This is a genomic window from Tengunoibacter tsumagoiensis, from assembly GCF_003967535.1.
Classification (GTDB): Bacteria; Chloroflexota; Ktedonobacteria; order Ktedonobacterales; family Ktedonobacteraceae; genus Tengunoibacter; species Tengunoibacter tsumagoiensis.
Genome location: NZ_BIFR01000001.1, coordinates 3779549 through 3797556 on the forward strand (window position 1 = coordinate 3779549; position 18008 = coordinate 3797556).

17 protein-coding genes are annotated in these 18008 nt (G+C 48.8%); 12 read left to right on the forward strand and 5 right to left on the reverse strand.

Going from position 1 to position 18008, the window contains the following annotated elements; all coding sequences use genetic code 11:
- Nucleotides 1–25: 25 nt before the first annotated feature.
- Nucleotides 26–364, forward strand: coding sequence for a DUF4342 domain-containing protein (locus tag EL628_RS14850; RefSeq protein WP_126580709.1), 339 nt, complete (start codon nt 26–28; stop codon nt 362–364).
- A 93-nt stretch (nt 365–457) separates the two neighbouring features.
- Here EL628_RS14850 and EL628_RS14855 read toward each other — a convergent pair whose 3' ends face one another.
- Nucleotides 458–1546, reverse strand: coding sequence for an isocitrate/isopropylmalate dehydrogenase family protein (locus EL628_RS14855; protein ID WP_126580710.1), 1089 nt, complete (start codon nt 1544–1546; stop codon nt 458–460).
- Nucleotides 1547–1661: 115 nt separating this feature from the next.
- A complete protein-coding gene (topA, locus tag EL628_RS14860; protein ID WP_126580711.1) occupies nt 1662–4085 on the reverse strand; it encodes a type I DNA topoisomerase in 2424 nt (807 codons plus the stop codon).
- Between the two features lie 418 nt (nt 4086–4503).
- On the opposite strand from topA, the gene EL628_RS14865 reads away from it, so the two are divergent.
- From EL628_RS14865 to EL628_RS14875, 3 genes are read left to right on the forward strand one after another with little or no spacing between them, the layout of a single operon-like run.
- A complete protein-coding gene (locus EL628_RS14865; protein WP_161975518.1) occupies nt 4504–6165 on the forward strand; it encodes a Mur ligase family protein in 1662 nt (553 codons plus the stop codon).
- Nucleotides 6162–7076 (forward strand): type 1 glutamine amidotransferase, encoded by a 915-nt coding sequence (locus EL628_RS14870; protein ID WP_126580713.1) that lies wholly within the window; start codon nt 6162–6164, stop codon nt 7074–7076. The genes EL628_RS14865 and EL628_RS14870 overlap by 4 nt, the downstream gene beginning before the upstream one ends.
- Before the next feature lie 13 nt (nt 7077–7089).
- Entirely contained in the window at nt 7090–7725 is a 636-nt protein-coding gene (locus tag EL628_RS14875; protein WP_126580714.1) for a ClpX C4-type zinc finger protein, read from the forward strand.
- 104 nt (nt 7726–7829) lie between these two features.
- On the opposite strand, the gene EL628_RS14880 is transcribed toward EL628_RS14875, so the two are convergent.
- Together EL628_RS14880 and EL628_RS14885 are read right to left on the reverse strand one after the other, a co-directional pair.
- Nucleotides 7830–8846: an RpnC/YadD family protein gene (locus EL628_RS14880; protein WP_126580715.1), complete on the reverse strand. Its 1017-nt coding sequence runs from the start codon at nt 8844–8846 to the stop codon at nt 7830–7832.
- Nucleotides 8847–9011: 165 nt separating this feature from the next.
- Nucleotides 9012–9926, reverse strand: a complete 915-nt coding sequence (locus EL628_RS14885; protein ID WP_126580716.1) for an ADP-ribosylglycohydrolase family protein — start codon at nt 9924–9926, stop codon at nt 9012–9014.
- A gap of 528 nt (nt 9927–10454) precedes the next feature.
- On the opposite strand from EL628_RS14885, the gene tsaE reads away from it, so the two are divergent.
- The 7 genes from tsaE to EL628_RS14920 all read left to right on the forward strand — a co-directional run bounded on the left by tsaE (nt 10455) and on the right by EL628_RS14920 (nt 15967).
- The gene (gene tsaE, locus EL628_RS14890; RefSeq protein WP_218028924.1) at nt 10455–11006 is read left to right on the forward strand and encodes a tRNA (adenosine(37)-N6)-threonylcarbamoyltransferase complex ATPase subunit type 1 TsaE; all 552 of its coding nucleotides are present in this window, start codon (nt 10455–10457) and stop codon (nt 11004–11006) included.
- Complete coding sequence (gene tsaB / locus EL628_RS14895; protein WP_161975519.1) at nt 10987–11784, forward strand: tRNA (adenosine(37)-N6)-threonylcarbamoyltransferase complex dimerization subunit type 1 TsaB; 798 nt, start codon at nt 10987–10989, stop codon at nt 11782–11784. The genes tsaE and tsaB overlap by 20 nt, the downstream gene beginning before the upstream one ends.
- Nucleotides 11768–12403 (forward strand): ribosomal protein S18-alanine N-acetyltransferase, encoded by a 636-nt coding sequence (gene rimI / locus EL628_RS14900; protein WP_218028925.1) that lies wholly within the window; start codon nt 11768–11770, stop codon nt 12401–12403. Before tsaB ends, rimI begins: the two co-directional genes overlap by 17 nt.
- A gap of 25 nt (nt 12404–12428) precedes the next feature.
- Nucleotides 12429–13589, forward strand: coding sequence for a tRNA (adenosine(37)-N6)-threonylcarbamoyltransferase complex transferase subunit TsaD (gene tsaD, locus EL628_RS14905; RefSeq protein WP_126580718.1), 1161 nt, complete (start codon nt 12429–12431; stop codon nt 13587–13589).
- Nucleotides 13590–13597: 8 nt separating this feature from the next.
- Nucleotides 13598–14605, forward strand: coding sequence for an ROK family protein (locus tag EL628_RS14910; protein ID WP_161975520.1), 1008 nt, complete (start codon nt 13598–13600; stop codon nt 14603–14605).
- Nucleotides 14606–14821: 216 nt separating this feature from the next.
- The gene (locus EL628_RS14915; RefSeq protein ID WP_126580720.1) at nt 14822–15415 is read left to right on the forward strand and encodes a GNAT family N-acetyltransferase; all 594 of its coding nucleotides are present in this window, start codon (nt 14822–14824) and stop codon (nt 15413–15415) included.
- Between the two features lie 93 nt (nt 15416–15508).
- The gene (locus EL628_RS14920; RefSeq protein ID WP_126580721.1) at nt 15509–15967 is read left to right on the forward strand and encodes an SRPBCC family protein; all 459 of its coding nucleotides are present in this window, start codon (nt 15509–15511) and stop codon (nt 15965–15967) included.
- Between the two features lie 128 nt (nt 15968–16095).
- Here the strand turns inward: EL628_RS14920 and EL628_RS14925 are convergent, their stop codons facing one another.
- A complete protein-coding gene (locus EL628_RS14925; RefSeq protein WP_161975521.1) occupies nt 16096–16533 on the reverse strand; it encodes an SRPBCC family protein in 438 nt (145 codons plus the stop codon).
- A gap of 379 nt (nt 16534–16912) precedes the next feature.
- On the opposite strand from EL628_RS14925, the gene EL628_RS14930 reads away from it, so the two are divergent.
- Nucleotides 16913–17983: a hypothetical protein gene (locus EL628_RS14930; RefSeq protein WP_126580723.1), complete on the forward strand. Its 1071-nt coding sequence runs from the start codon at nt 16913–16915 to the stop codon at nt 17981–17983.
- Nucleotides 17984–18008 lie beyond the last annotated feature (25 nt).

Consider the following 18008-nt stretch of genomic DNA (forward strand, 5'->3'; position numbering starts at 1 on the left):
GTTGCTAAATAAGGAGTATAAAGGTATGTCACAAGATTTTAATACAAATAATGTTGAACAGAAACAGGGCTATAGTATTGAAGAGCTCCAGGTAGTTGGCGAACAGTTGTTAAGCAAGGTCAAAGAGCTGGTTCATGAGGGAAATGTCCGCCGCATCATCCTGAAGCAAGATGGTCGCACGATTCTTGAGATTCCCTTAACCATTGGTGTAGCTGGAGTTGTACTTGCCCCTATCTGGGCTGCAATTGGTGTCCTTGGCGCTTTGATCGCTCAATGTTCGATCGAGGTTGTCCGTGTTGAAAAGACAAACGAGGACGTCAACAATTTTAGCCCTGACACCTTCAAAGATCAACCTATCCTCTAACTCAAGGAAAGTATTGTCACACAGAGGTCAATCATCGTCGTTGTACACAAAGAGAGCAAGCTCGAGCTTGCTCTCTTCTTCATCCACCATTCTTTACATCAGCCGCTGTAAATGATCAATCACGGCATCAGCAACCTGTGACGTACCAACCGCAGTGGGATCATCGGGCCGTAGTTTGAGATCATAGGTCAGCGAACGACCTTCAGCCAGGACCTGTGTCAGAGCCAACTCTAGATGTTGAGCCGCCTCACGTTCACCCAGGTGGCGAAGCATCATCACTCCTGAGAACATCATTGCCATCGGATTAACTTTATTAAGCCCTGCATACTTTGGTGCGCTTCCATGAACTGGCTCAAAGACAGCGTATTGACTCCCAATATTGGCTCCTGGTGCGACACCCAGTCCACCGATTAAGCCAGCCGAAAGATCAGAGATAATATCGCCATAGAGATTGGGGAGCACAAGGACATCATAGAGCTCTGGTTTCTGGACCAATTGCATGCACATATTATCGACAATGCGATCTTCATAGTGGATATCCGGGTATTCCCTGGCCACCTCATGGGCCGTAGACAAGAAGAGTCCATCCGAAAGACGCATGATATTGGCTTTATGGACCGCAGTAACTTTACGCCGACCATTGGCCCGAGCATAGTCAAACGCAAATTTGACGATTCGGCGGGAAGCCAGAACTGAGATATATTTGATACTCATAGCCGAGTTGGGATCCAATTGATGACCTGTTGTGCGCCCAACTAATTCGATCAGTTCTTCATACTCCGGCATTGTCTGCTGAAATTCAATGCCGGCATAAAGATCCTCGGTATTCTCACGGACAATAATCAGATCAATATTTTCATAACGGGAACGTAGGCCATGGTAGGTTTTGGCAGGGCGCAAGTTGGCATAGAGATCTAATTTTTTGCGTAAGGCAACGTTTGCGCTCCGCTGCCCCTTCCCAACAGGCGTTGTAATTGGTCCCTTCAGTCCCACTCCGGTCCGTTTGATTGATTCAATCACTTCATCAGGCAGAACAGTGCCATATTTCTCGAGTGTTTCGGCCCCGGCCTGGCATACATCCCAGGTGAATTGTACACCAGTTGCCTCTAAAACACGACGGGTCGCCTCAGCAATTTCGGGCCCAGTTCCGTCTCCGGGGATCAGCGTCACTGCGTGCGGCATAGCATCCTCCGTTATTGCAGAACCTATGATAATACCGAATGATAGAAGAGTCAGATTATCCTAAGATTATAGCACAATCTACTCAACCATATTGCATAGTATTCTGCATCATCCTCTACTGCACTGCGTCTGTACCGCTTTTCGCTGTAGCCACCTTCTTGACAGCCTGCTTGCGTGTAGTACTTTTTGTTGCCACACTTTTTGTTGACCGAACCGTTTTAGTCGCCTTTGTAGTCGTTGCACTGGTACGTCTGCTTGTAGCTCGTGTTTTTTTACCACTCTCTTCGGGAGACGTTTTGCGAACTGTTCTGCGGGTGGTTGTTTTCCCTTCTTCGGAGCTACTGGTGACACGTTTGCGTGTAGCAGGTTTCTTTACGATCGTTCCATCACCCTGTGGTTCCTCACTCACACTCCGTTGAGGAGCAATCACTTCGTTATAGCAAACAGGGTCCTGTCCTACTTTCGGGATGACCATCAAGCCGCCACAATTTGGACAGAGGTCGGTAGTAGGTTTCTCCCACATTGCAAAATTGCAGGTCGGATAATTTGCACAACCATAGAAGATCTTCTTTTTCTGGCGTGTCTTGCGCTCCACAAGATCTCCCTGACAGAGTGGACAGTGGGAACCTGTCTTATTCATAAATGAGCGGCGATATTTGCATTCGGGAAAACCTGAGCAGGAGATAAAGCGACCAAACCTACCAGTACGAATGACGAGGTTACGTCCGCAATCAGGGCAGACCTCATCCATCTCCTCAAGTGGTTTCTGGACCCGATTCATCTCAGCCTCGGCCTTCTCCATTGAGACCTTGAAATCGCCATAAAAACTGCTGAGGAACTCAGTCCAGGCGCGCCGTCCTTCTTCAACATCATCTAACTGGCGCTCCATTGAAGCGGTAAAACCAGTATCCACAATATTGGGGAAATGCTTATTCATGACCTCATTGACTGTCTCACCTAACCAGGTTGGTATAAAGCGACGCTGCTCTTGATCGACATACCCACGATCCTGGATTGTGCTGATGATTGGGACATACGTACTTGGGCGTCCAATGCCCTGTTCTTCAAGCTCTTTAATCAGGCTGGCCTCACTAAAACGAGGGGGTGGCTGTGTAAAGTGTTGCTCAGGTTTAAGACCATGCTGCTCCAGAAGTTCATTCACTTGCATAACCGGCAACAACTTCTCGTCTTCCTCTCTGGGCCAGACCGCATAGAAGCCTGGAAACTTCAAATTTGAGCCAGTAGCGCGGAAAACGTAGTTCTGGGCAACGATATCTGCACGCACAGTATCAAAGACAGCCGCAGTCATAAAACTGGCGACGAAGCGACGCCAGATAAGGTTATAGAGTTTAAACTGATCAGGTGAAAGATGTGTTTTAACAATCTGAGGCGTCAAGGTTACATCAGTTGGGCGGATAGCCTCATGTGCATCCTGAGTCGTCGCTTTCGCTTTCCCTGTGCGTCCCAGACCTACATAAGGCTGACCATGCTCTTCTCCAATATAGGCCTTGACCTTGCTTTGAGCTTCTTCAGAGATGCGCGTAGAATCGGTACGCATATAGGTAATGAGGCCTTGATGACCACGTTCGCCAAGCTCAATACCTTCATAAAGTTGCTGCGCCAGGCTCATTGTCTTTTTCGGTTTGAAGTACAGACGAGACGAGGCATCTTGCTGCATAGTACTCGTTGTATAAGGAATCGGAGGCTGTCGGCGCTGCTCACGTTCATCGTACTTCAGAATCTTATAGCTGGCACCTTTTAGCTCCGCCAGGATTGCATCGGCCTCAATTTTTGAGCTGATCTTGATGCGTCCCTTCTCAGCCTTTGCGCTTTTCACGACTTCATCGCTTTTACTTCCATCTTCCCGCTCAAGTTCCTCAGAAGTAACAGCCGCAATATCTTTCAAGCGTGAGATCAAGGTAGCTTCAAAACGTTGAGCATCCTTTTGTTTGCTGAGAAGAGCAGTAATCGTCCAATATTCTTCGGGCACAAACGCTTTAATCTCTGCCTCACGGTCACAGATCAGACGGAGAGCCACCGACTGCACACGGCCAGCGCTCGTCCCCGACTGAATGCGTCTCCAGAGAAGAGGACTAATTTTATAGCCAACCAGACGGTCAAGAACACGACGAGCTTGCTGAGCATTAAAGAGATCTTCATTAATCTGCCGAGGCTTACGGATTGCTTCCTGAACAGCACCCTTCGTAATCTCATTAAAGACTGCTCGATGCGGATTTTGAAGACCAAGAATATTTTTAAGAGACCAGGCAATGAACTCCCCTTCACGATCGGGGTCTGGAGCCAGATAGACTTCATCAGCGCGTTTAGATGCGGCTTTTAGCTCATTAATAAGCTTATCTTTTTTCTCAATCACCTCATAGCGAGGGGTAAAATCCTTCCTGGTATTGACGCCAAGCCCTTTTTTAGGGAGATCCATGATATGGCCCATGGAGGCCAGAACGACGAAATCGCGGCCAAGGAACTTTTCAATTGTTTTTGCCTTGGCAGGTGATTCGACAATAACTAGTTTTTTCGCCATCAAACTTTCCCTGACCTTTTTACTACTAACAATTCGCAGAAGAGATCATCTATATCTTACAGGATAGAATAGCATATGTTTGCAAGGTGGTATTCTATCTCTTACTACATCTATTCAAAGCTTTGAGCCTCGTCATTGCTCCCTTTACCTGTTGAACGCCTTACCATTTGCTAATTCAGGTACTAAATACACCTGTTCTTTACGCTCTTTTTTAACTATACAGGACGAATGCGATCCTTGCAATGGCAGTCTCAACGTATCTGCATCTTACCCCCATTTGTCAAATGGGGACAAGAGAGAAGATATGACTTTGCATGTTCAAAAAGTCCTTAGACTTGACCCCATGAGGCTTGCATGCTATGCTGCATAGCATCTACTATAGAGGATAGAAGCAGAAGCGCCGATGCGGAGGAATAGCATGCGAAAATCGAAGCCATCTCAGTCAATCTCGCCCGAAGCCCAGGAGCCAGCCAGCGAGCATCAGATGGAGCCCACCTCGCCTCCCCCTCCACAAAAAAAACAAGCGCAGGCAAAGCGACGCCGCCGAAGCCCCTTACGCGCTGGTCTCGCAGTCATGGCAGGTCGTACGGCAGGAGCCGTCAGCCGCCGTCTGCGCTTTGGTGGTGGCACGAGCATTGTTGGCGTAGTGGCTCAAAGCGTTTATCCCCAGATTGTGGAGCACCTTGCCTCTGAACTCGAGCATGGCAGTCTGGTCATTAGTGGAACCAATGGCAAAACCACAACCAGTAGTTTTATCGCAGCGATCTTACGTGATGGAGGGTTACGTGTCTGGAACAACCGTGAGGGCTCAAATCTAGCCGGCGGTGTCGCCAGTTCACTGGTTATTCGAGCCAAACCAAACGGCCATCTGCGTCGATCTGGGCGAGCCATCTCAATCCTTGAGGTTGATGAGGCCGCCCTTCCGCAGGTTGTAAGCTCTGTTCAACCACGTGTCGCCGTCTTTACCAACCTTTTTCGTGATCAACTAGACCGCTACGGCGAGGTTGATAGCGTCCTGACCCTCTGGCAACGGGCAATTCATCGCTTACCTGCAACGACAACGCTCATCTTAAATGCTGATGATCCAGCTGTTGCTCAATTAGGACGAAACTTTGCTGGTCGCGTACTCTATTATGGCATCAATGATCTTGCATTAGACACGCTTCATCAAGAGAGCTCCATTGAACGACATCAGGTGATGGATGCTCGCACCTGCCCCCATTGTGGAGGCGAATTCATCTATCAAGCTCGCTTTTATAGTCACATGGGCCATTATCATTGCCCAAACTGTGGATTAGAACGCCCCCAACCAGATATTGCAGCCAGCTCGGTTCAGGTTGATAGTTTCGATCGGATGCGCTTACAGATCCAGACACCGTTGTATACGCAAGAATTAGTCGTTCCTCTCCCGGGACTCTATAATATCTATAATGCCCTGGCAGCAGCAACAGCGGCCCTGGCTCTGGATATGGATTGGGAGCCGATTGTCAGTGGCATCGAACAATCGAAACCAGTCTTTGGACGTGGTGAACGTGTACAGGCCAACGGAAAAACAATGCGGCTCCTACTGGCAAAGAATCCAACCGGCTTTAATGAAGTGCTTCGCACCCTCTTTACAGATGAAGTTCCCCGCCATGTGCTTTTTATTTTAAACGACAACACTGCCGACGGGAAAGATATTTCCTGGATCTGGGATGTTGATTTTGAGCGTGCAAGAGGACGTACGGAGAGCCTCGTTGTAGCAGGTACACGAGCTCTTGATCTGGCACTTCGCCTTAAATATGCGGGCATAGCCCAGGATGAGATTCAGATTATCCCACCGCAGCCCTTACGCGCAGAGAAGAATGAATTGGCTGCCAGAAATCGAGCCAATAGGCGCAACAAAAAAATACCGTCTGAGGCGACGGAGGCTGGTATACGCAGCTATGGCATCAAAAATGCTATTGATCAGGCACTTGATCAGACGCCTCTGGGTGAAACCCTGTTCATAGTTCCCACGTATACAGGTTTACTAGAGGTACATCGTGAGTTAGAACAGCGTGGTTTGACACCGCACTATTGGGAAGGGGGCAACGCATGATTCAGACAATCGCACCACGCTCGCTAACGTTGGGCCACTTGTATCCAGATCAGCTTAATTTGTATGGTGATCGAGGAAACATTCTCACCCTACAACGCCGTTGCCAGCTACGGGGCATCAATCTGCGAATTGTTGGCCTGGGGGTAGGCGATGCACTGGCCCCAGATGAGTATGATCTCCTCTTTATTGGTGGTGGACAGGATAAAGAACAGGCTCCTGTCGCCCAGGATCTGTATGAAATGAAGGGCATAGGACTTTGGGCAGCGATCGAAGATGACATGCCAGTCCTGGCGGTCTGTGGGGGCTATCAATTGCTGGCTCACTATTACCGTCCTGCTGAGGGGCCGGATATGCGCGGCCTGGGCGTCTTTGACGCCTGGACCATTCATAAAGGAGCGCAGACTCCGCGCTGCATTGGAGATATTGCATTGCGTTGGAATGATCAGACTCTCGTAGGGTTTGAAAATCATGGCGGTCGCACCTATCTCGGCACAACTCCCCCTCTAGGTAGAGTCCTGAAAGGTTCAGGCAATAATGCAGAGGATGGAAATGAAGGAGCTGTCTATCGCAACGCTTTTGGAACCTATCTCCATGGATCGCTCCTGCCAAAAAATCCGCACTTTGCTGACCACTTAATAGAGTTGGCCTTGCGTAGAAAATATGGTCAGGGAACATCTCCAGGCGAACCTGGGAGCCTCAATGGTCAGTTCCATCCTGATACTGAGGATGACCACACCAGTTCACCTGAGCTCCAATCGGACCTTGCTAGCAGCCTGCTCACTCCTTTAGATGATCGCTTAGAATGGGAGGCACATGCCTCCATCTTAGAACGGCTGGGATTGCATACTGAGGCCGCTGCCGCCTTACGCAATGCCAGAGATGCAGTAAACGTCTCATTGGCACTATCTTGATGGAGAAATCGGCATGAGTTTCGATCGATCACTGGCTCGCTGCTCGTTCTGTGGACGCCACACCTCTGAGGTCCGGCGCATGATTGCTGGACCTGGAGCTGCTTATATCTGTGACGAATGCCTGCAAATCTGTAATGATATTCTGCATGACCCTACACCTTTTTCGACTCAGGCTCTCGAGTTGGCCTCACGTCCCCCTGTAGTCATTGCGGCTCCACAAGCTCTTGGTCTTGAGCGACCAGCACACAGCGCGGAACCTACACGGAGCATTACACTCGAGATAGAGCAGAAACAACAGGGGATGACGCTTATTCTACATCAGTTACACTACTTTGAAGATTACTTTGAGCTTCATTATCTATGGATTCGCCCTCCATTGATGGCGGGATTTTCTTTTGTGCCTCGGATCATCTTCTTTTTAAAAGATAATACTGGTGCCCAATGGACTGGTGAACGTGGAGGTATGCTGCTTGCTCGTCCCGAGTTGGCAAGTGGACCCAACAATGCTGTCTACCAGGGAAATGCGCGTTTCAAACCTTTACCCAATCGCGAGGCTCGTGTCCTCACTATCCGCGCAGCCGACCCCCTTGGTCAATTTGAGGAGACACCGCCACAGCCCTGGCATTACGATGTCCATCTGACTGTGTAACCTCCGGCATGAATAGAATATGCAAGGATAAGGTGAAACAATGTCTCTTATCCTTGCATATTCGTAACACTACCTGGAATACGCCTATCCCAGGCATGAAAAAACTAGAAATCCTCTGGTAACGTCAATAAGCGACGAGCTGAATCTTCGTCTGGAGTCACAATCAGCTGTTGAATAAACGCATCTAACTGTGTGCTATCTGCATATTGATTCACATGGCGCTGAAAAAGCTCTGAAAGTCGGGGGAAACGCGCCTGGGCAATTTTAACGACTACTGCTTTTTTTGCAGCAATCTCCCCTGCCATCCGTCCCTCTTGCCGTCCCTCTTGCCGTCCCTCTTGCCGTCCCTCTTGTCGTCCCTCTTCAAGTCCCTTTAGAAGTCCTTCCTTCAATCCTTGTAGAAGCCCTTCTTTGAGCTTATCTTGAACCATTTTTTGGATACGAGGATTCTCATCCCACAAACTGTCGTACATTTTGAGCACCTCCCGAATCAATCCTTTATCCAGATCACCAATAGTGGTTGTCCGGTCTAATAACAGTTCCATCCACACAAACTGTTTGGATAATGTTGCCTCATCATGCTGATAAACCTCAACTAACTCTTCCATTGCTCGCTTTATCAGCAGTGGGGTAACATTTTGCATAGTTGGCAATAATGGATATAATTCGCGCTTCTGCTGCTCAACAAAGCGTTGGGCATCCAACTCTGACAATGATAACACATCAAAGTGGAATGTAATGAGCATTTGCTCTTCCATTTTTACGACGAGAGGCGACCTGGCTGGCGACTCAACCGTAAATGGATACAGCAGTAATGAACGGACTGGTAATTTCTGGTCATGATATAGAATAGCATTATAAGCCAAGAGCCGGGCTGGCATTTCAGGATGAGAACGACTTTCGATCTCAATATGCAAAATGTAACTTTCACCTTTGTAGCGGATGACAAAAACCTTGTCCGCACGAATGACAGGACGAATCAGCTCAACACTTATTGAACGTTCAAATTGAGCACCAGGAACTAATTCAGGAATGAGAAGAGCTGCATTCAGCTCAATAAAATCTTTCAGGCTTGAATCGTATTGCTGTGCACTTCCTGGTTTTTGTTCGGATTCTTCCACCGAGCATCATCCCTTTCCAACAACTATCCAGAACAAATTTTCTTGATTATACCAGTGTTTGTTTTATTTTTAAAGCATGAAAAAGGCTTACCTTGTTTTTTTAATAAAATATTAACATTATCGCTATTAGTGCAGAAAAAGGCTTATCATCACCAGCTGTCCTTTTTACTGAAAAGTAAAGGGCCAATCAGGTAAAGCTTCGCGAGCCTGTAGCCAGAAAGGGGGAATACCTGTTCTGCCGCTATAAAGCGCAACGATACCTCCCACAATAGCACAGGTGGTATCGACATCGCCTCCCCCTTGAGCAGTTAGCCAGAGGGCCTCTTCATAATTATCCAGGTGCTCTCCAGCACACCATAAAGCAAAAGGGACCGTATCTGCAGCCGAGATCTGGATACCATTACCAAGCATCTTAGCTACGGTTTCAACTGGAGTAGCTTCTGCAATCTGACTGGCCCAGAGAAGTCTGGCCTTCACTTTGCCGACTGGAACAAATGGGACGACGCGCTCAATAAATGCCGAGCGCGTTGGGCGTTCTCCAGATTGCATCAGGCGCCACGCCTGAGCCGAAGCCACAGCCACGGCAATCCCCCCGGCAATGCCCTCAGGATGAGCATGAGTGATCTCTGCGGAGCGAGCCGCTTCAAATATAACTCGCTCCAGATCGTCGGCAAAATATGCTCCTATTGGAGCCACCCTCATTGCTGCGCCATTGCCGTGTGAACCCTGACCCTCAAACATATTTGAAGAAGCCTCTTGCCAATTCTGACCTTCTCGAATAGAACGGAGCAATCGTTGGGCGCCTGGACCATAACCTCGAGAGGGATCAAAGTGTTCTGCAAAGCTGGCAGCAAGTTGAGCCTGCTTGATCTGTCCGTGCTGCTGTAAGACCCAGAGAACTGAAAGAGCCATCTGTGTGTCATCAGAATAGCGCCAGATGGGCGGAGGAAGCTGACGCGTCTGAATCTGAATATCAAACTGTTCTTGAGGAAGAAAGAAGCGCTCACCAAAGGCGTCGCCCACAGAGAGCCCTTCCAGGGCAAGCCGAGCACGCTCAAGAGGAAGAGAATGCATGACCATAAAGAAATCCTTGTTTTTTTCTAGATAATTGGCAAGCGCCACATTCATTTTTCTGTATACTATACCATAGTGAGCTTCCCCCGGTTTGTATTCGTGTATATTGGCAGAAGAGGAGTCAGGCTGGTGTCCTTGCACGAGGGAATTATGCTATAATATTTGCACCGTTGCCTGTTTTGTTTGCTTCCCTTTTCTATGGTAGCTTACTTAATGGACATTGGAAAAAACTCTTCCCAGATCAGTCAAGTACCCCACGCCTCAATGGCGGGGCTTGAAGATGGGGCGACATTTGTTCGTGTTCTTCAAGCCTGGACTTGACCAGACCCGGCCAGGGGTTTGAGCATTCCCATTCAAAAATGCTCTGCCTTCAGCAGTGGGTGTTTCCTCCCCATACCTGAAGGCCGGGGTATCCACACATGAAGACGAGAGGAGAGTGTGTAGAATGCGAAATCTTTGTCTGACTGCTTCGTAATAGGGGCAATTGGAGATAACGTTCATTCTACATATACGAGAAAAGTGGAGTGTGATTGAGTGAGTGACGCCTGGTTTACGCTGACAGCCAACGAAGCTGGCCTGGAGAATGCTTCATTGAGGCTGATCAGTCAGAGTGCAGAGCAGACTCAAGAGTATGCTCGTCAGCTTGGAGCTCTGTTGACAGGGGGTGAACTGCTCTTGCTCGATGGGAACCTGGGGGCAGGAAAGACAACCTTTACCCAGGGGCTGGCGCGAGGGATGCAGATTACCTCAACAGTGAGTAGCCCAACGTTTACTTTACTCAAAGAGTATTGGACCCCTGCTCAGGCGGGCCTGGGGCTGGCACTTTATCATTTTGATCTCTATCGTCTGGACGAACCAGAGGAGATTCTTGATCTAGGCTTTGAAGAGTATTTTTATGGAACAGGAGTAAGTGTCGTCGAGTGGGCCGATAAAGCTGCCGAGCTCTGGCCTCCTGAACGGCTCGTCATCCGTCTCCAGACACAACTTGAGGATCAGCGCTCCCTGGCATTTTATGCCGCAGGTGCGCACTATTGTCAACTGCTACGGCAGTTTCAGAAGAATACCTATGCTACTGCTCGCTCTTGATACATCAACTCACCAATCCAGCATTGCTCTGTGTACAACGACTGATCTGCTGGCTGAATATTCATGGAGCTCGACAAATAACCATAGTGTCGAGCTTCTAGAGCGCATCGAGCGTCTCTTTACTGATTGTCATCTCACCTTACCCGATGTCGATGGCATTGCAGTTGCGACTGGTCCTGGCTCTTTTAATGGAGTCCGGGTAGCTGTGGCCAGCGCCAAGGCTCTTGCCTTTGCCCTGCAAAAACCACTGATTGGGATCAGTACCCTGGAGATTATCGCTGCCCACCAGTTGTATAATAACTCTGCACTTCTCTGCACAGCACTGGAAGCAGGTCGTTCAGAGCTCTATACAGGCTTCTATCGCTGGCAGACTGTCACTCCAACGGAAGAACCAGCTTTAGTGCAGATAGGTGATTATCAACTGGGTACCCCACAACAAGTGCTAGCAGTTCTTCAACAGCTCACAGATGGAGGTGCAACAGAGCTCTGTTTCTCTGGCGAAATTCGTGCGGTTTCCAGACAGTCATTCCAGCAGCACTGGCCCGCACCAATCACCTTTATCAGTGGAGTTGCTGCCAGTCGCCGCGCCTCGGTGCTGGCACGTCTGGCAGAGACACGCATCTTGCGGGGACAGTCTGATGATCCTCATACACTTGAACCACTTTATTTACGACGTCCGTCTATTACGACGAGTACTCGAAAGCGGCCTCTACTGGGAGGTCAGCCTCCTATAGGGCCGCACACGACAGAAAGGGAAGAGGGTGCGTTACGTCATTGATAAGATGACGATGTCGGACGTGCCTCGCGTGATCGAGATCGAGCGTCTAGCCTACCCTTCGACCTGGCCTCCTAGCGCCTATCGCAAGGAGCTCCAGGATAATCGTTGGGCGCATTACATCGTCTTACGCGATAAGCACATTTTGGAAGAACGTACGGCTGTACCTCAGGAGCCTGAGAAACCACGGAAAAATCGTCTGTTTCCGCTCTCGCTCTTGCCAGGCCGTCCCGCCGCCACCGTCCCAGCGCCAGATCTGGCTTCAATTATTGGTTTCTCCGGCCTCTGGCTCATGGTCGATGAAGCTCATGTGACTACCATTGCGACTCATCCTGATGTTCGTCGCCGTGGTCTTGGTGAGCTTCTACTTGTCAGCTTGATCGATATTGCGTATACGATCGGGGCCAAATGGGTGACACTGGAGGTCCGGGTCTCTAACTATACTGCACAGAATCTCTATCGGAAATATGGCTTCCGTGAAGCCGGTCTCCGTCACCGTTATTATAGTGATAATCAAGAAGATGCTCTCATCATGTGGACTGATGAGATTAATTCACCCAATTATAAGCAGAAATATCTTGCCTTAAAAGAGACTTTGTTGCAAAAATTAGAAGCTGAGTAGCGTTGTTTGGGGAAGAGAAGAAGAGATGCTTATACTTGGTATTGAAAGTTCATGTGATGAGACTGGGGCTGCTTTGGTCCGAGATGGACGCTATCTCCTCTCAAATGTGGTGGCCTCACAGATCGATATTCATAATCGTTACGGAGGAGTTGTCCCTGAAGTAGCCTCTCGCCAACAGATCGCCTCAATCATTCCTGTCATTGAGGCAGCTATGCAGCAAGCTTCATGTCGCTGGGAGGAGGTTGATGCCATTGCCGCTACGTATGGCCCTGGCCTGGCTGGCTCCTTGTTGGTCGGCCTGACAGTAGGAAAAACTCTGGCACTTGCGCAGAAGCTTCCGTTTATTGGAGTCAATCATTTAGAGGCTCATCTCTATGCGAACTGGTTGCGTGCGGGGGATGGTCAACTGGTAGGGACTGATTGGCGTGTTCAAGAGGGAGACCCACTTTTTCCACTACTGGCTCTCGTGATTTCAGGAGCTCACAGCGAACTGGTCCTGGTACATGAGCATGGGAGCTATGAACTGTTGGGGCAGACGCGTGATGATGCCGCTGGCGAGGCTTTTGATAAGGTTTCGCGCATTCTTGGACTTGGCTATCCTGGTGGACCCGCCATTCAGAAAATGGCGCAACAGGCTGAGGATGCATATGTTCAGCAACAGAAATCTGTAAATCAAGCTCGCAAGGCCTATCGCCTGCCCAGAGCCTGGATTCGAGGCACCTATGATTTTAGTTTTAGTGGAGTCAAAACCGCTATGCTCAATCTAGCTGAAGGAGCTTCTCGATCCATGCCTGCGGAACAGCGTGCCGCTACACAGGTGACTCAATATACGCGTATGGGGGAGCAGGCTGCTCAACATGGTGAGCTCGACGTAGCCCTGCTCGCCTCTAGCTTTCAGGAAGCAATTGTTGATGTACTGGCCGTCAAGACCAGACTGGCTGCTGAAGAATTTCGGGTCAAGCAAGTGATCCTGGCTGGTGGTGTGGCAGCGAATCTGAGTCTGCGCCAGCGTATGGCACAAGAGCTCAAGCCGCTGGGGGTTCGTCTGAGCTATCCTCCCATAGATTTTTGTACAGACAATGCTGCGATGATTGGCAGCGCGGCCTTCTTTCACCTCGCTCTGGGTGAAAGACATGGTTTTGATCTAGATGTGCAACCTGGATTAAGCCTTCCATTTAAGAAATGAGGAATGTCATGCCAAAACCCAAATACGCCCTGGGAATCGATCTAGGCGGCACAAAAACACTGGCTGCTCTGATTGATATCACAACTGGTGAGGTGATTGCTTCAGCCCGTAAACGCACTCGTGCTGAACGTGGACAGGACTTCGTTTCTCAGCGCACTATTGAACTTGCCACTGCTGCGCTTGAGGCTGCCAATCTGCCCGAAGGGACTGAGCTCGTAGCCGTTGGCATTGGCGCCGCAGGTCAGATTGATCGTAAAGCTGGCGTCGTACTGGATGCTCCTAATCTGGGCATTCATAATATGCCATTGGGAGAGATTCTTGGCAAACGCTTTAATACCCCTGTAGCCGTTGGCAATGATGTTGAGGTTGCAGCCCTTGGGGAATCAATCTATGGATCTGGCAAAAACTATAAGAACTTTATCTGTATTTTTGTTGGAACAGGAATTGGTTCGGGCATTGTCCAAAATGGTACTATGTATACAGGCCTGACTGGAACGGCTGGTGAAGTGGGTCACATGGTTGTACAGATGGACGGACGCATCTGTGGATGTGGTGGGCGTGGTTGTCTGGAGGCTTATGCATCTCGGACGGCGATTACAAAGGCTATTCTGGCCGAGATACATCATGGTAGACCATCAGTCCTCTCCAAAGATTCGCTAGGGCTCCTCAAAGATGGTGATATTGTTATTCGTTCTGGCGTACTGGCAGCAGCCATTCAACAAAAAGATGAACTTGTTACCGAGGCCATTATTGCAGCAGCTCAGTATCTTGGCGTAGCATTGGGTTCGATTCTGAACTTTTATAATCCCGAGGCAATTATCCTGGGCGGTGGTGTCGTGGAGGCCGTGGATCTCCTCTACGAGACTGCAACCCATCGAGCACGTACAACTGCGCTCTCGGGCCCGGCCAGACAGACGCCGATTCTACGTGCTAAGCTTGGTGATTTCTCGGGGGTCGTTGGTGCGGCCTGCCTGGGTGCTCAGGCCGCTGGTCATACTTTTTCCACCCTTAAGTAACTATACGTGACCTGTCTACTAACATTGCCTGATCTGCTGATGCCCGATGCATCTCAACGCACTATTGCGATGCATCGGGTCTGGTGCTCCAGTAGACCTGATCACTCTCTTCTCACAAAAGTGAAAAGATGAAAAGTGGTAATTCATCTGGCGGGATACCACCTCCCGCTTCTCCTGGAACGAGCATCATGTAGCTCTGCAAATGGAGGTGCTGTGATGGAAGAAGGAAAACCTCATATTGCTGTACGTGCGATCCATAGCAATGATGCTCCCTGGCTTTTTGAGCTTGATTATCTCTCTGAGACTGATCGCATCTATGCAGTTTTGACCGATAATCGCTTACAATCCAACGATGAACGAGGACTTACTGGAACAAAGCCACGCTCTAGTTTTATGCTGGAGCTCATGGAGATGCCCATTGACCCGCCTATCTATCAAAGCTATCGTGGTCGCAAAAATGACCTGAACGAGATCACGTATGAATTACAACAGTGTCAAGGTGGTTTTTGCGCCCTGGTTGACGAGACGATCGCTGGCGGGATCTGGATGACCATTGATGAGCAGCGCTCACTAACTATCATCAAAGGAATGATCGTTGGGCGCAACTATCGTCGTTATGCGCTAGATCGGCTCTTGTTTGACTGCTCCTTAGACTGGTCACGCCATCAAAAGTGCCACGGAATGGCAACTCAGTTACAGAATAGCAATTATCCCGCTATCCAATTTTGTCTGCGCTATGGGATGGAGATCTGGACCATCGATCGTAGTGCTGAACATGTTGTTAATATTTTGTTAGGAAGGCATCTATGAAGCGTAAAAAAGCGTATCGTATATAACACCTGTTTTGAGCATTTTTTGAATGGAGGCAAAGTAGCGCATAATCTTGTTGAAAGGGAAAGCGAGATGGAATTTTCTGGTACACAAACGATTACCGTTCCTCAACAGATCGTCTGGGAATATTTAGAGGATGTCAATAAAGTAGCGGAATGCGTTCCCGGTTTTCAAAGCCTTGAAGAGATTGAACCTGAACACTGGAAAGCTCTGATCTCAGTGGGCATTGGCCCTGTAAAAGCAAAATTTACACTGGATATTGTACGGCCAGAGATGCGCAGACCCGATCTGATGATTGTAAAAGGACGTGGCAAAGCACCTGGTAGCGCAGTTGAATTAGAGGGCACAATGACCCTCTCGCCTGCTGAAGCCGATCAGACAACGATGGATTGGCGGGCTCATGTGATCGTCAGTGGAACCCTGGCCAGCGTTGGAGCTCGCTTAATGAACAGTACGGCGGAGAAACTGACTGAGCAGTTTTTCTCCTGCTTGAAAACACACCTTCAGGCTCCGAGCAACGCCAATCAGTGATCTACTTACTGTCTATCAACATAGATAGTAGCTGCATAAAACGAGATACTTTCAGTAGAGATAAGAAAATAGGCCGGCATCTATAGATGCCAGCCTCGTCTCTCGTCACTGGATAAGCAGCATTTAGGCTAGGCAATGTGCTTTTCGATATTGTTAAAGAAGCTATTTAAGCCGCTTTTAACAGCTCCCTGACCCAGCGGATTGTTGAGCATCGCAATGGTACCATCGAGGTCAGCATTTCCTTCATAGCTCAGCTGTGTGCCATCAGCCTCAGCTGTCAGAGTGATCTGAGCCGTCGCGTTGATCGAACCACCACGGCCCTGGCGAGCAACCTGAAGTTCCAGAAAATTCGGCTCCTGAGCACGGACGATATTGATATCGACGCTGTAAGGTCCACGTAAACCGGGGATGGATGGGGAGATTTCTACACGCAGGCTGGTTGGGCTACTGTAAGCAACCGAATTACTGCCAGGAATGCTGGCCTTCAAGACTTCGGGATTGAGAACGGTGCGAAAAACCTGGGCACATGTAGCACCCTTGAATTTATGTGTTCCGCTAAGTTTCATCTCGGAAAATCCTTCCTCATGGTGTTTATCAAAAAGAAAATCAGCGACCATCCCCATTACATCGTATTATTGACAGGGACAAATACGCTAATCAAAATATTGAACTTGTTTGATCTTACGATCAGCAAGATCAGGCCCTATTGTAACGTGTTCTGAAAGGACTTTCAAGTCTCTAACATCCTCATAGCCGAAATTCCTAGTGGCATACATAAATTAGCAATCGTTCTAAATGCAAATATATGACTAATTCTATTTAAGTACAATAAATATCATATAAGGCCTTTTTATTTAAAAATATATGTTATACTAGCCCTAAGATTTATTATTCTATCTATTATGTATCCGAAAATTGTTTTACCTTGTAGAGGGAAGTTGTGTGATGGTTGTGGATAAAGAGCAAGGTCAACAGTCAAAAGTCTTGTCGCGTTTTGAGCGAGAACGATTGGATCTCTCAGTCTCTGTGGTAGAGACATTGCGAGAAGGCTCGCAGGCAGGGTGGTTAGATGAGCTCAGTCGAGATGAGGGTTTTCAACCAACCAGTGTTCAGAATCGCCTGACGACAAGCCCTATGTTTTTTCCTCCTCGGTTAAGTTTGCAGTCACGTCCTATGCCTGTGGTGAAGCCTGGCACCGAGAACATGCACGAGATGGAAGGATGGAAATCTACCACAAATACGCATGAAAGTGTCTTATTACGCTTTGCCCAACGGCTAACGGCCTCTTTTATTGCTGTCGACGCAAATGCTGGCAGATCGGCGGCTCCTTATGTGGTGCAACCTTGTGATAAAACGTTTAAACCCAGTGAGCCACCATCTGAACAGACCGAGGCGGAACAACCTACCGCCAAGCGAAAAAGTCTGCCACCTATTCCTTCACTTACACAGAATCAGAAAGTTCATCCTGGAGTGCAACGGCAGCGCTTAGCAGGTCGGCATAGTAAGATTCGTCTGGAGACGGCCCCTATGGCCACGACTTTCACACGTCAGTATGGAAGTCATCTTGAACAGAGGATTGATGCAGGTGGCAGAGATAAAACTGAGCTTTCGCATTATTCTATCGCCCATGAATTTAGTGTCACAAGTAGCCATCTTCCCATCGTTGGACCGGAGCTGGAAGAGGGAGTAACTGGTAACCATCTGCCAATTATTGAGCTGCTCCGCAAATACGAACAGAGTCTGAGTAGCTATTTACCAGCACTAAGAGGTGGAGCAAGCGTAGAAACGCTCTCGGGCTCAGGCGTGTTTGAAAGTGGGCAAGGGGAGAGTATTATCCTCAATCCTGTGATCACCCCTTCTAGCGTCGTTCTTGTGACGCTTACAGCCAATCCAGGCCCGGTTGTAGTGCAATATATCTCTCTTCAGCCGAAGGTTGGTTTTACTATTCATCTCACTGCTCCAGCTGCTATGAGGACTCCGTTTAACTATGTCGTTGTTACTCATCAGGAGCAGTGAGATGACCTGATGAGGGAGGGCTCGA

Coding starts and splice junctions, on each gene's coding strand:
- EL628_RS14875 (WP_126580714.1), top strand. CDS start 7,090: ATGAGTTTCGATCGATCACTGGCTCGCTGCTCGTTCTGTGGACGCCAC.
- EL628_RS14915 (WP_126580720.1), top strand. CDS start 14,822: ATGGAAGAAGGAAAACCTCATATTGCTGTACGTGCGATCCATAGCAAT.
- EL628_RS14885 (WP_126580716.1), bottom strand. CDS start 9,926: ATGGTCATGCATTCTCTTCCTCTTGAGCGTGCTCGGCTTGCCCTGGAA.
- topA (WP_126580711.1), bottom strand. CDS start 4,085: ATGGCGAAAAAACTAGTTATTGTCGAATCACCTGCCAAGGCAAAAACA.
- tsaB (WP_161975519.1), top strand. CDS start 10,987: ATGCTACTGCTCGCTCTTGATACATCAACTCACCAATCCAGCATTGCT.
- EL628_RS14920 (WP_126580721.1), top strand. CDS start 15,509: ATGGAATTTTCTGGTACACAAACGATTACCGTTCCTCAACAGATCGTC.
- EL628_RS14865 (WP_161975518.1), top strand. CDS start 4,504: ATGCGAAAATCGAAGCCATCTCAGTCAATCTCGCCCGAAGCCCAGGAG.
- EL628_RS14855 (WP_126580710.1), bottom strand. CDS start 1,546: ATGCCGCACGCAGTGACGCTGATCCCCGGAGACGGAACTGGGCCCGAA.
- tsaD (WP_126580718.1), top strand. CDS start 12,429: ATGCTTATACTTGGTATTGAAAGTTCATGTGATGAGACTGGGGCTGCT.
- EL628_RS14910 (WP_161975520.1), top strand. CDS start 13,598: ATGCCAAAACCCAAATACGCCCTGGGAATCGATCTAGGCGGCACAAAA.
- EL628_RS14850 (WP_126580709.1), top strand. CDS start 26: ATGTCACAAGATTTTAATACAAATAATGTTGAACAGAAACAGGGCTAT.
- EL628_RS14870 (WP_126580713.1), top strand. CDS start 6,162: ATGATTCAGACAATCGCACCACGCTCGCTAACGTTGGGCCACTTGTAT.
- EL628_RS14930 (WP_126580723.1), top strand. CDS start 16,913: ATGGTTGTGGATAAAGAGCAAGGTCAACAGTCAAAAGTCTTGTCGCGT.
- EL628_RS14925 (WP_161975521.1), bottom strand. CDS start 16,533: ATGAAACTTAGCGGAACACATAAATTCAAGGGTGCTACATGTGCCCAG.